Source organism: Ancylobacter aquaticus (assembly GCF_004339465.1).
Taxonomy (GTDB): domain Bacteria; phylum Pseudomonadota; class Alphaproteobacteria; order Rhizobiales; family Xanthobacteraceae; genus Ancylobacter; species Ancylobacter aquaticus.
In genome coordinates this window covers 589,417-602,330 of record NZ_SMFY01000002.1, presented here as the reverse complement: position 1 = coordinate 602,330, position 12,914 = coordinate 589,417, and the positions used below count along the sequence as shown (strand labels likewise).

Genomic DNA, 12,914 nt, shown 5'->3' with positions numbered 1-12,914 from the left:
GGGGAGGGAGCACATGACCGAAACGACTTGGTTCGACACGCTGATACAGGTGCTCATCATCGTCGCCCAGAGCCTCGCGCTGCTGGTCGGCCTGCTGATCGTCGTCGCCTATGTGCTGCTGGCCGATCGCAAGATCTGGGCGGCGGTGCAGCTTCGACGCGGCCCCAACGTGGTCGGGCCGTTCGGCCTGTTCCAGTCCTTCGCCGACCTGCTCAAATTCGTGCTGAAGGAGCCGGTGATACCCGACGGCGCCAATAAGGGCGTGTTCCTGCTGGCGCCCTTCGTCACCTGCTTGCTGGCGCTGGCCGCCTGGGCGGTGGTGCCGATCGACGCCGGATGGGTGGTCGCGGACATCAATGTCGGCGTGCTCTACATTTTCGCCATTTCCTCGCTCGGCGTGTACGGCACCATCATGGCCGGCTGGGCGTCGAACTCGAAATACCCGTTCCTGTCGGCGCTACGCGCTGCCGCGCAGATGGTGTCTTATGAAGTCTCGATCGGCTTCGTCATCGTCACCGTGCTGCTCTGCGCCGGCTCGCTGAACCTGACGGCCATCGTCGAGGCGCAGAACACCCCGTGGGGCATCCTCGGCTGGTACTGGCTGCCGCTGTTCCCGATGTTCGTGATCTTCTTCATCTCGGCGCTCGCCGAGACCAACCGCCCGCCCTTCGATCTGGGAGAAGCGGAATCGGAGCTGGTCGCCGGCTTCATGGTGGAGTACGGCTCCACGCCGTACATGATGTTCATGCTCGGCGAGTATGTGGCGATCATGACCATGTGCGCGCTGACCGCCATCCTGTTCATGGGTGGCTGGCTGCCGCCGGTGCCGGTGGCGCCGTTTACCTGGGTGCCGGGCATCATCTGGTTCCTGCTCAAGGTACTTCTGGTCTTCTTCATGTTCGCCATGGTGAAGGCGATGGTCCCGCGCTACCGCTATGACCAGCTCATGCGGCTCGGCTGGAAGGTGTTCCTGCCGATCTCGCTGGCGATGGTCGTGATCGTGGCCTCCGTCCTGCACTTCAGCGGCATGGCCGCAGGGGGATGAGATGGATGAGGGCACGCTTCACGCCCTGATGGAAGCGTCCGCCATAGGCTGGGCGGGCGCGGCTGCGGGTGCCGTCTTCGGTGCCCTCGAATGGTTCATTCTGCCGGGGATCGTCGAAACGTCGATCCGCGGTTCCAAGGAGGCCCGCAAGCTGGATTCTGACCAGCTGGCGGGAGTGATTTCATGGTGGAAGACGGTCATCCGCGTTTTCGCCGTTTCGATGCCGCTGGTGGGCTTCGGCCTTGCCGCGGCCATGGCCGATTGAGGAGAGCGACATGAGATTGGATCTGGCCGCACGCCAGCTGCTGCTCACCGAGTTCGTCTCGGCGTTCTTCCTGGCGATGCGTTATTTCTTCAAGCCGAAGGCGACCATAAACTACCCCTTCGAGAAGAACCCGGTGTCTCCGCGCTTCCGGGGCGAGCATGTGCTGCGCCGCTATCCCAACGGCGAAGAGCGCTGCATCGCCTGCAAGCTCTGCGAGGCGATCTGCCCGGCGCAGGCCATCACCATCGAGGCCGGCCCGCGCCGCAATGACGGCACCCGCCGCACCACCCGTTACGACATCGACATGGTGAAGTGCATCTATTGCGGTTTCTGTCAGGAAGCCTGCCCGGTGGATGCCATCGTCGAGGGGCCGAACTTCGAGTTCGCCACCGAGACGCGCGAAGAACTCTACTACGACAAGGCCAAGCTGCTCGCGAATGGCGACCGCTGGGAGCGCGAGATCGCGCGCAACATGGCGCTGGATGCGCCGTACCGTTGAGCGCGCAGGGGGCTGGGAACGTGAAGACCGAAACGATACGGGCCGCCAAGGCCCTTCGCGCCGCGACCGCCGGGATGACGGGCGCCGGACTGATTGAGGGGGGCCGGGCATGAGCCTCGCTGCGCTGTTCTTCTATCTCTTCGCCGGGGTCGCCGTGGCCTCGGCCTTCATGGTCATCGCGTCGCGGAACCCGGTTCATTCGGTGCTGTTCCTGATCCTGACCTTCGTCAACGCCTCGGGCCTGTTCATCCTGATCGGCGCCGAGTACATCGCGATGCTTCTCATCGTCGTGTATGTCGGCGCGGTGGCGGTGCTGTTCCTGTTCGTGGTGATGATGCTCGACGTCGATTTCGTCGAGCTTCGCCAGGGCTTCCTGCAATATCTGCCGGTTGGCGTGCTGATCGGGCTGGTCTTCCTCGCCGAGCTGGTGCTGGTGGTTGGTTCCTGGACCTTCGGTGCGGGCGTCACCGGCGCCGTGACTTCGGCCGCGCCGGAAGTGTCGAACGCGGTGGCGATCGGCCGGGTGCTGTACACGGATTATGTCTACTTCTTCCAGGCGGCCGGTTTCATCCTGCTGGTTGCCATGATCGGTGCCATCGTGCTGACGCTCCGTCACAAGGAGAACGTCAAGCGCCAGAGCATCCCGGTCCAGAATGCGCGCACCAAGGCGATGGCGATCGACGTCGTCAAGGTGCCGTCAGGCAAGGGGCTCTGAGCATGATCGGCCTTCCCCATTATCTGACTGTCGCGGCGATCCTGTTCACGTTGGGCACGCTCGGTATCTTCCTCAACCGGAAGAACGTCATCGTCATTCTGATGTCGATCGAGCTCATCCTGCTGGCGGTGAACATCAACCTCGTCGCCTTTTCGATCTTCCTCGGCAACATCGTCGGACAGGTCTTTGCCCTGTTCGTGCTGACGGTCGCCGCCGCAGAGGCCGCCATCGGCCTCGCCATCCTCGTGGTGTTCTACCGCAATCGCGGGTCGATCGCCGTCGAGGACATCAACACCATGAAGGGTTGAGCGGGCTTCATGTACCAGGCGATCGTATTTCTCCCCCTTGTCGGCTTCCTCATCGCCGGCCTGTTCGGCCGGCTGATTGGCGCACGCGCCTCGGAGCTGGTCACGACCGGGCTGCTCGCCCTCTCCGCCTTCTTCGCGTGGATCGTGTTCTTCCAGACCGCCTTTGGCGGCCATGACGGCACGGTCGAGCAGTTCACCTGGATGGCCTCGGGCGACCTTGTCGTCACCTGGGCGATCCGCGTCGACACCCTCACAGCGGTGATGCTGATCCTCGTAACCACGGTGTCCTCGCTCGTGCACCTGTACTCCATGGGGTACATGCACGAGGACCCGAGCCGGCCCCGCTTCTTCGCCTATCTCTCGCTGTTCACCTTCGCCATGCTGATGCTGGTGACGAGCGACAACCTCGTGCAGCTGTTCTTCGGCTGGGAGGGCGTGGGCCTTGCGTCCTATCTGCTGATCGGCTTCTGGTACGACAAGCCCTCGGCCTGTGCGGCGGCGATGAAGGCGTTCATCGTCAACCGCGTCGGCGATTTCGGCTTCGCGCTGGGCATCTTCGCCATTTACCTGATGACCGGCTCGGTGGCCTTCGAGCAGGTGTTCGCCGCCGCTCCGGCGCTGATGGACAAGAACATCCTGTTCCTCGGCCATGAGTGGCACGCGCCGACGGTGATCTGCCTGCTGCTGTTCATCGGCGCCATGGGTAAGTCGGCGCAGCTCGGCCTGCACACCTGGCTGCCGGACGCCATGGAAGGCCCGACCCCGGTCTCCGCGCTCATTCACGCGGCGACCATGGTGACGGCCGGGGTGTTCATGGTGGCGCGCATGTCGCCGCTGTTTGAACTCTCGACGACGGCGCTGAACGTGGTTCTGTTCGTCGGTGCGTCCACCGCCTTCTTCGCGGCGACGATCGGCTGCGTGCAGAACGACATCAAGCGGGTGATCGCCTATTCCACCTGCTCGCAGCTCGGCTACATGTTCACCGCGCTCGGCACGGGTGCCTATTCGGTCGGCGTGTTCCACCTGCTGACCCACGGCTTCTTCAAGGCGCTGCTGTTCCTTGCCGCCGGCTCGGTCATCCACGCGATGCACCATGAGCAGGACATGCGCCACATGGGCGGCCTGTGGCGGAAGATTCCCTTCACCTATGCCACCATGCTGATCGGCGGCCTGGCGCTGACGGGCTTCCCCTTCACCGCCGGCTATTTCTCCAAGGACGCGATCATCGAGACCGCCTTCGTCAGCCACAGCCCCTTCGCCACCTATGCCTGGGTGATGACGGTCGCGGCGGCAGCGCTCACCGCCTTCTACACCTGGCGGCAGATGTTCATGACCTTCCACGGCAAGACGCGCGCGGACCACCACACCTTCGACCACGCGCATGAATCGCCGCTGACCATGCTGATCCCGCTTGGCGTGCTTTCGCTCGGGGCGCTCTTCGCCGGCATGATACTCTACCCCTATTTCGTCGGGCACGACGTGGATCACTTCTTCCGGGAGTCGATCTTCATGGCCTCGGACAACAAGATCCTCGAAGAGATGCACCACATCCCGGCCTGGGCGAAATGGGCCCCGACGGTGATGATGGCGATCGGCTTCGCCATCGCCTACTGGATGTACATCGCCAACACCGCCGTTCCCAAGGCGCTCGCCAAGCAGAACGACGTGCTGTACCGCTTCCTTCTCAACAAGTGGTACTTTGACGAGATCTATGACTTCCTGATCGTGCGCCCGACCATGTGGCTCGGCAGCTTCCTGTGGAAGCAGGGCGACATGCGGGTCATTGACGGCTACGGCCCGAACGGCGTCTCAGCCCGCGTCATCGACGTGACCAACCGCGTCGTGCGGCTGCAGACCGGCTATCTCTACCACTATGCGTTCGTGATGCTGGTGGGTGTCGCAGCCTTCATCACCTGGTTCATGTTCGGGGGCGCGCACTGATGTACGACTGGCCCATTCTTTCCGTCGTCACGTTCCTGCCGCTGGTCGGTGCGCTGCTGATCATCCTGATGATCCGCGGCGACGACGAGGTGGCCAAGCGCAACGCCCGCTGGGTGGCGCTGTGGGCGACCCTCGTCACCTTCGTCATCTCGCTGCTGTTGCTGTTTGGCTTCGACCCGTCGAATCCCGATTTCCAGTTCGTCGAGTACCAGGCCTGGCTCGGCGACGTCGCCGCCTACCGGATGGGCGTCGACGGCATTTCGCTGCCCTTCGTGCTGCTGACGACGCTGCTCATGCCCATGTGCATTCTCGCGAGCTGGGACGCGATCCAGCACCGCGTGAAGGAGTACATGATCTGCTTCCTGGTGCTCGAAACGCTGATGATCGGCACCTTCTCCGTCCTCGATCTGCTGCTGTTCTACTTCTTCTTCGAGGGCGGCCTGATCCCGATGTTCCTTATCATCGGCATTTGGGGGCATGGGCGTAAGGTCTACGCTGCGTTCAAGTTCTTCCTCTACACGTTGGCCGGTTCGGTGCTGATGATGCTCGCCATCATGGCCATCTACTGGCAGGCGGGCACCACCGACATCGCCGTTCTCCTGAAGCACGATTTCCCGGAGGGCATGCAGTACTGGCTCTGGATCGCCTTCTTCGCCTCCTTCGCGGTGAAAATGCCGATGTGGCCGGTGCATACCTGGCTTCCCGACGCGCATGTCGAGGCGCCAACGGCGGGTTCGGTGATCCTGGCGGCGATCATGCTGAAGATGGGCGGCTACGGCCTGCTGCGCTTCTCGCTGCCCATGTTCCCCGATGCCTCGACCTATTTCGCGCCCTTCGTCTTCACCCTCTCGGTGATCGCGATCGTCTACACGTCGCTGGTCGCGCTGCGGCAGGATGACATGAAGAAGCTGATTGCCTACTCCTCCGTCGCCCATATGGGCTACGTGACGATGGGCATCTTCACGCTGACGCAGGAGGGCATCCAGGGCGCGGTGTTCCAGATGGTCAGCCACGGCTTTGTGTCGGGCGCGCTGTTCCTGTGCGTGGGCGTCCTCTATGACCGCATGCACACCCGCGAGATCGCGGCCTATGGCGGCCTCGTCTTCCGCATGCCCGTCTACGCCACGCTGTTCATGGTCTTCACCATGGCCAATGTCGGCCTGCCGGGGACGTCGGGCTTCGTCGGCGAGTTCCTGACCCTGCTGGCCGCCTTCGGGCGCAACACCTGGGTAGCCTTCTTCGCCACCACGGGCGTCATCCTTTCCGCCGCCTATGCGCTCTGGCTCTATCGACGGGTCGTCTTCGGCGCGCTGGAGAAGGAAAGCCTGAAGAACATCCAGGATGTGAGCCCGCGCGAACTGGCCACGCTCGTTCCGCTGCTGTTCTTCACCATCCTGTTCGGCATCTGGCCGCAGCCGATCCTCGACGCCTGCAATGTTGCGGTGAACGCGATTGTCGCGCGCGCCGATGTTGCGGCCGGCGCCATCAAGGCCGCCGCGCTGGTGCTGCCTTGATCCGACACATGACCATCGCGGAGCCCGTTCAATGACCCTCACCCTCGCCGCGCTCGGCCCCGCGCTGCCCGAACTGCTGCTGGCCTTCTCCGCCTTGGCGTTGCTGATGTTGGGCGCCTTTGCCGGACCGAAATCGACCGATACGGTGAACGGGCTGGCGCTCGCCGCCCTGTTCGCGGCGCTGGTGCTGGTGCTGCTGGGGCCGACCAACGCGACGCTGTTCAACGGCGCGTTCCATGTCGACGCCTTCGGCCGCTTCATGAAAGTGCTGGCGCTGCTCGGCGCCGGCGGCACGCTGGCGATGTCGGTGGATTGGCTGAAGGCCGAGAAGCAGGACCGCTTTGAATACGCGATCCTGGTGCTGCTTTCGACGCTCGGCATGATGATGCTGATCTCGGCCGGCGACCTGATCGCGCTCTATATGGGCCTCGAACTGATGAGCCTGGCGCTTTACGTGATCGCGGCCAACAACCGCGATTCCGTGCGCTCCACCGAGGCCGGCCTGAAGTATTTCGTGCTCGGCGCCTTGTCCTCCGGCATGCTGCTTTACGGCGCCTCGCTGATCTACGGCTTCACCGGCTCGGTGAACTTCGCGCAGATCGCGCTGTCCGCCCGCGAGCCCTCGCTGGGTCTCATCTTCGGCATCGTCTTCATGTTTGCCGGCCTGTGCTTCAAGGTGTCGGCGGTGCCGTTCCACATGTGGACGCCGGACGTCTATGAAGGCGCGCCGGCGCCGGTGACGGCGTTCTTCGCTTCGGCGCCGAAGGTGGCGGCGATGGCGGTGTTCGTGCGCTTCGCCATGGAGGCGCTGCCCAATGTCACCCACCAGTGGCAGCAGATCGTCGTCTTCGTATCCATCGCCTCCATGGCGCTGGGCTCGTTCGGCGCTATCGGCCAGCGCAATTTCAAGCGCCTGATGGCTTACTCCTCGATCGGCCATATGGGCTTCGCGCTGGTCGGCCTCGCCGCCGGCACCGAGCAGGGCGTGCAGGGCGTTCTGGTCTACATGGCCATCTACATGGCGATGACGCTCGGCACCTTTGCCTGCATCCTGTCGATGCGGCGCAAGGACGGCATGGTCGAGACCTATGACGAGCTGGCGGGGCTTGCCCATACCAGCCCGGTGAAGGCGTTCATGCTGGCGGCGCTGATGTTCTCGCTGGCCGGCATTCCGCCGCTGGCCGGGTTCCTGGCCAAGTACTACGTCTTCCTCGCCGCCATCGAATCCGGGCTGTATGCGCTTGCCGTCATCGGCGTGCTCACCAGCGTGGTCGGCGCGTTCTACTATCTGCGCATCGTCAAGATCATGTATTTCGATGAGCCGGCGGCGCCCTTCATGCCAATGCGCTCGGAGCCGAAGGTCGTGCTCGCCGTGTCCGGCGCCTTCACGCTGCTGTTCTTCGTTTATCCGGCGCCGCTGATCGCGGCGGCGGGTGTGGCGGCCCGGGCGCTCTTCTGAGAATGGCGCCCACGCCGGTTGCCACGCCGGTCGTCCGTTTCGCTACGGTCGGTTCGACCAATGAGGCTGCTCTCGCCGAGGCGGGCGGTGCGGCGCCGCGCTGGTTTGTCGCCGAGCGGCAGACCGGCGGGCGCGGTCGGCGGGGCCGCCCCTGGGCCTCCGAGCCGGGCAATCTTTATGCCTCGCTGCTTCTGGTGGACGCCGGGCCGGTGGCGCGCCAACCCGAACTCTGCTTCGTCGCCGCGCTGGCGCTTTATGACGCGGTGCGCGCCGTTACCGGCATCGACCCCTTGCGCATTGGCCTGAAATGGCCGAACGACGTGATGATCGACGGCGCCAAGCTCGCCGGCATCCTGCTTGAGGGGGCCGTGCCCCCGGGCGGGCAGGCGGCGACGGTGATTGGCTTCGGGGTGAATTGCGCGCACCATCCAGCCAACACGACCTATCCGACGACGGATCTTGCCGCATCCGGCTATCCGACCGACCCGCCCGCCCTGCTCGCCGCGCTCGACGTGGCGATGGGCGAGCGGCTTGCCGAATGGGAGCGGGGGACGGGATTTGCCCGCACCCGCGAAGCGTGGCTGCGCCGGGCGCAGGGCCTTGGCACGGCCGTGACCGCGAGGCTTGGCAGCCGCGAGGTCGAGGGAGTATTCGAGGCACTCGATTTTTCGGGTGCCATGGTTCTGCGCCGTCCCGACGGCGTGCGCGAGACGATCAGCGCCGGCGACGTGTTTCCCACGCCCGCCGCGCCAGTGTGAAAGGCAGGAATGTGAGCAAGTGGCCGGACGAACTGGTCTTCGCTCCCCTCGGTGGGGTCGGCGAGATCGGGATGAATCTCGGGCTGTATGGTCTGGGGCCACGCAACCGGCGTAAATGGCTCGCGGTCGATCTCGGCATCTCCTTCGCTCCTCCGGAAGTGCCGGGCATCGACCTGATCATGCCCGATGTCGCGTTCCTCGAACGCGAGGCGGAGGCGGGCAATCTGGTCGGTCTGGTCATCACCCATGGGCATGAGGACCATGTCGGCGCGCTGGTCGATCTGTGGCCGCGCCTGCGCTGCACCGTCTACACCACCCCCTTCACCCATGCGCTGGCCGAGGCGCGGCGCCTGGGCGAGCCGGGGGCGCCCAAGATTCCCTTCCACATCGTACCCACCGGCGGGCGCACCAGCATTGGCCCGTTCGATGTCGAATTCGTGCCGGTGGCGCATTCGATCCCGGACAGCCACGCGCTGGCCATCCGCACCCCGCTGGGCATGGTGGTGCATACGGGCGACTGGAAGATCGACCCGACGCCGGTGGTCGGCAACGTCACCGATCCCGTGCGCTTCTCGGCGCTGGGCGACGAGGGCGTGCGGGCGGTCATCTGCGATTCCACCAACGCCATTCGCGACGGCATCTCGCCCTCGGAAGTCGACGTGCAGAAGGTGCTCACCGAACTGATCGGCGCCGCGCCGAACCGGGTCGCGGTGACGACCTTTGCCTCCAATGTGGCGCGCATCCGTTCCATCGCCGAGGCGGCGATGAAGAACGGCCGCGAGGTCGTGCTGGTCGGGCGGGCGATGGAGCGGGTGATCGGGGTGGCACGCGAGCAGCACATGCTCGACGGCCTGCCGCCGTTCCGCTCGGCCGACGCCTATGGCTTCCTGCCGCGCGACAAGGTGGTGGCGATCCTCACCGGCAGCCAGGGCGAGCCCCGCGCCGCGCTGGCGCGTATCGCCGATGACGACCATCCCGAGATCGCGCTGTCGCCGGGCGACCAGGTAATCTTCTCCTCGCGCACCATCCCCGGCAACGAGCGGCCGGTGAACCGCATCATCAATGCGCTGATCCTGCAGGGGGTGAAGGTCATCACCGACCGCGACGGGCTGGTGCACGTATCCGGTCATCCGCGTCGCGGCGAGATGGAGCAGATGTACCAATGGCTGCGCCCGCAGGTGGCGGTGCCGGTGCATGGCGAGCCGCTGCACCTGCACGAGCATGCCGAGCTTGCCCGCCGCATGGGCGTGCGCGAGGTGATCCGGTTGGTCGATGGCGACGTGGTGCGCCTGATCAGCGCCGATCCCTCGCTCAGTGCCGAGGTGATCGAGGAGATCCATGCCGGCAAGCTTTACAAGGATGGGCAGGTGCTGATCGCCGCCGACGACCCGGCGGTTGCCGAGCGCCGGCGGCTCTCCTTCAGCGGGCTGGTTTCTGTGGCCATCGCCATGTCGTCCAAGGGCGAGGTGGTGGGCGACCCGATGATCGACCTGTCCGGCCTGCCGCGCCTCGGCCTTGGCGGTACGCCGCTTGACGAGGTGGTGGAAGACGCGGTTCTGAACTGTCTCGACGGCCTTCCGAAGGGCCGCCGGCGCGATCCCGACGCGGTGGCTGAATCGGTCACGCGGGCGGTGCGCGGGCAGATCAACGCCGCCTGGGGCAAGAAGCCGCTCTGCCATGTGCTTGTCATCACGGTATGAAAGCCCGGCCGGGTGCCACGCCGCGCGGAAAGTGACCATATCCCGCGCGGCGCGCGTACTCTCCCGGTACTGCCGCCGAAACGCCCGGGGATCTTGTCCCGGGCGGGGCTGAACGGGGAGGGGACCTGCATGATCGGCCGTCTGAACCACGTCGCCATCGCCGTGCCGGACTTGGAGGCGGCGATCGCGACCTATCGCGACACTCTGGGGGGCGAGGTTTCCGCCATCGAGCCCCAGGCCGAGCATGGGGTGAACACGGTTTTCGTCACCCTGCCCAACACCAAGATCGAATTGCTGGGCGCGCTCGGCGAGAACTCGCCGATCACGCGGTTCCTCGACCGCAACCCCGAGGGCGGCATCCACCATCTGTGCTACGAGGTCGACGACATCGTTGCCGCCCGCGACCGGCTGGTGGCGGCGGGAGCCCGGGTGCTGGGCTCGGGCGAGCCGCGCCCCGGCGCGCATGGCAAGCCGGTGCTCTTTCTGCACCCGAAGGATTTTCTCGGCACGCTGGTCGAGCTGGAACAGGCGTAAGGCGGCACCATGGGCGTCGGTACCTATTTCGCGATCTATTTCATTGTCTGGTGGGTGGTGATCTTCGCCGTGCTGCCCTTCGGCGTGCGCTCCCAGCACGAGGACGGCACCGTGACCGACGGCACCGAGCCGGGGGCGCCGCAGCGGCCGCTGCTGCTGCGCAAGGCGCTGGTGACGACGGTGGTTGCGGCGGTGATCGTGCTGCTCTTCGCCTGGCTGGTGGAAACCGAGCGGCTGCGCCTCGACATGTTTCCCATGCCGTTCAATCTCTACGAGATGAAATAGCCGGCCCCGCCGGAATCGAGGCAAAAAAAGAGGCGGGACCGAAGTCCCGCCTTCCTTGTCTGGCCGCCCGCACCTGATTCCGCGCCGTTTCGACGTCTGCCAGGGGGCTTTCTTAGCCGTCATTCCTCCCGAGACCTGGACCATTCTGCACGCTTGGAAGCGTTCAGCGGACCTCTTTCTAGAGACCGGCACCATAAAGCAGAAAATACGACCTTGTCATCCTTGCGTCGCAATAGAGCCATGGTGCATTGCAACAAAATTGGGCGCGCTGGCACGCTATCGCCCCAAACACAGGCAGGGCGCGCCGCTTCACGGTGCGGGGAGGGCGCAAGGGCTTGTCTTTTGCCGGACGATCCGGTTTCACTCCGCCATCGCTGCCGCGCTGCCGATCCCGGCCGAATCGTGAGTTTCCGCTAATGCGCCTGTCCCGCTACTTCCTTCCCATCCTCCGCGAAGTCCCGAAGGAAGCGGAAATCGTCTCGCATCGCCTCATGCTGCGCGCCGGCATGGTGCGCCAGGAGGGCGCGGGCATCTATGCGTGGCTGCCGCTGGGCAAGCGCGTGCTGGACAAGATTTGCAACGTCATCCGCGAGGAGCAGAACCGTTCCGGCGCCATCGAGATCATGATGCCGACCATCCAGTCGGCCGACCTCTGGCGCGAGAGCGGGCGCTATGACGACTATGGCAAGGAGATGCTGCGCATCAAGGACCGGCACGAGCGCGACATGCTGTTCGGGCCGACCAATGAGGAAATGCTCACCGAGATCGTCCGCGCCTATGTGAAGTCCTACAAGGAACTGCCACTGAATCTCTACCACATCCAGTGGAAGTTCCGCGACGAGGTGCGCCCGCGCTTCGGCGTCATGCGCTCGCGCGAATTCCTGATGAAGGACGCCTATTCGATCGACCTCGATTTCGAGAGCGCGGTCGTCGCCTATAACCGCATGTTCGTGGCCTATCTCCGCACTTTCGCCCGGCTCGGGCTGAAGGCGATTCCGATGGTGGCCGATACCGGCCCGATCGGCGGCAATCACAGCCATGAATTCATCATCCTCGCCTCGACCGGCGAGAGCCAGGTGTTCTGCCATTCCGACTATCTCGGCATGGATACGCCGGAAGAGGGCGTGGACTTCCAGGACCCGGCGGCGCTGCAAGAGATCGTGAACCGCTGGACAAGCCTTTATGCGGCCACGGAAGAGAAGCATGACGAGGCCGCGTTCGAGGCTATTCCCGGCGAGCAGCAGGTGTCGGCGCGCGGCATCGAGGTGGGTCACATCTTCTATTTCGGCACCAAATATTCCGAGCCGATGGGCGCCAAGGTGACGGGCCCCGATGGCGTGGAGACGCCCGTTCACATGGGCTCCTACGGGATCGGTCCCTCGCGTCTGGTCGCCGCCATCATCGAGGCGTCGCATGACGAGAACGGCATCATCTGGCCGGAGGCGATCGCGCCGTTCCGGGTCGGCCTGCTGAACCTCAAGGTGGGCGACGCGGCGACGGACGAGGCCTGCGAGGCGATCTATGCCGAACTGGTCGCGCGCAATGTCGACGTATTGTACGACGACACGGCGGAGCGGCCCGGCTCGAAATTCGCCACCGCCGACCTGATCGGACTTCCCTGGCAGATCATCGTCGGCCCCAAGGGACTGGCGGCCGGCACGGTGGAACTGAAGCGGCGGGCAGACGGCACGCGCGAGACGCTCACCATCGCGGCGGCGCTGGAGCGGATCATCGGTTGACCTCAGGACGCGCGCGGCCGATCGGGGCCGGGCGAAGGGCGGAGCAGGCATGGCGGCCAAGAGCGCAGCGCGTCGGGTGAAGACAGCAAAGGCCCAATCGGCGCAGGCGACTGCAGGCGAGGAGCCGAACGGCTCGAAGCCGTTCAGCGCCT

The 12,914-nt window shown here is 65.0% G+C and carries 13 protein-coding genes; all 13 read left to right on the top strand.

Annotated elements, in window-relative coordinates; translation table 11 throughout:
* The first annotated feature begins 13 nt into the window (after positions 1 to 13).
* The 13 genes from nuoH to proS all read left to right on the top strand — a co-directional run bounded on the left by nuoH (position 14) and on the right by proS (position 12,762).
* On the top strand, positions 14 to 1,045 hold the full coding sequence (nuoH, locus tag EV667_RS12380; RefSeq protein ID WP_131835646.1) for an NADH-quinone oxidoreductase subunit NuoH: 1,032 nt from the start codon (positions 14 to 16) through the stop codon (positions 1,043 to 1,045).
* A 1-nt stretch (position 1,046) separates the two neighbouring features.
* The gene (locus EV667_RS12375; protein ID WP_131835645.1) at positions 1,047 to 1,310 is read left to right on the top strand and encodes a hypothetical protein; all 264 of its coding nucleotides are present in this window, start codon (positions 1,047 to 1,049) and stop codon (positions 1,308 to 1,310) included.
* 10 nt (positions 1,311 to 1,320) lie between these two features.
* Complete coding sequence (gene nuoI / locus EV667_RS12370) at positions 1,321 to 1,809, top strand: NADH-quinone oxidoreductase subunit NuoI (protein ID WP_131835644.1); 489 nt, start codon at positions 1,321 to 1,323, stop codon at positions 1,807 to 1,809.
* A 109-nt stretch (positions 1,810 to 1,918) separates the two neighbouring features.
* Entirely contained in the window at positions 1,919 to 2,524 is a 606-nt protein-coding gene (locus EV667_RS12365; protein WP_131835643.1) for an NADH-quinone oxidoreductase subunit J, read from the top strand.
* Between the two features lie 2 nt (positions 2,525 to 2,526).
* A complete protein-coding gene (nuoK, locus tag EV667_RS12360; RefSeq protein ID WP_131835642.1) occupies positions 2,527 to 2,832 on the top strand; it encodes an NADH-quinone oxidoreductase subunit NuoK in 306 nt (101 codons plus the stop codon).
* Positions 2,833 to 2,841: 9 nt separating this feature from the next.
* Positions 2,842 to 4,773, top strand: a complete 1,932-nt coding sequence (gene nuoL / locus EV667_RS12355; RefSeq protein WP_131835641.1) for an NADH-quinone oxidoreductase subunit L — start codon at positions 2,842 to 2,844, stop codon at positions 4,771 to 4,773.
* Complete coding sequence (locus tag EV667_RS12350) at positions 4,773 to 6,287, top strand: NADH-quinone oxidoreductase subunit M (RefSeq protein ID WP_131835640.1); 1,515 nt, start codon at positions 4,773 to 4,775, stop codon at positions 6,285 to 6,287. Before nuoL ends, EV667_RS12350 begins: the two co-directional genes overlap by 1 nt.
* A 31-nt stretch (positions 6,288 to 6,318) precedes the next feature.
* Complete coding sequence (gene nuoN / locus EV667_RS12345; protein ID WP_131835639.1) at positions 6,319 to 7,746, top strand: NADH-quinone oxidoreductase subunit NuoN; 1,428 nt, start codon at positions 6,319 to 6,321, stop codon at positions 7,744 to 7,746.
* A gap of 2 nt (positions 7,747 to 7,748) precedes the next feature.
* Positions 7,749 to 8,504 (top strand): biotin--[acetyl-CoA-carboxylase] ligase, encoded by a 756-nt coding sequence (locus EV667_RS12340; RefSeq protein ID WP_131835638.1) that lies wholly within the window; start codon positions 7,749 to 7,751, stop codon positions 8,502 to 8,504.
* A gap of 71 nt (positions 8,505 to 8,575) precedes the next feature.
* Positions 8,576 to 10,204 (top strand): ribonuclease J, encoded by a 1,629-nt coding sequence (locus EV667_RS12335; RefSeq protein WP_425359037.1) that lies wholly within the window; start codon positions 8,576 to 8,578, stop codon positions 10,202 to 10,204.
* A gap of 129 nt (positions 10,205 to 10,333) precedes the next feature.
* Positions 10,334 to 10,738: a methylmalonyl-CoA epimerase gene (mce, locus tag EV667_RS12330; protein ID WP_131835636.1), complete on the top strand. Its 405-nt coding sequence runs from the start codon at positions 10,334 to 10,336 to the stop codon at positions 10,736 to 10,738.
* A 9-nt stretch (positions 10,739 to 10,747) separates the two neighbouring features.
* Positions 10,748 to 11,023 carry a DUF1467 family protein gene (locus EV667_RS12325; RefSeq protein ID WP_131835635.1) on the top strand — a complete coding sequence of 92 codons (276 nt, stop codon included), beginning with the start codon at positions 10,748 to 10,750 and terminating at the stop codon, positions 11,021 to 11,023.
* Positions 11,024 to 11,439: 416 nt separating this feature from the next.
* Entirely contained in the window at positions 11,440 to 12,762 is a 1,323-nt protein-coding gene (gene proS / locus EV667_RS12320; RefSeq protein WP_131835634.1) for a proline--tRNA ligase, read from the top strand.
* Positions 12,763 to 12,914: the final 152 nt, after the last annotated feature.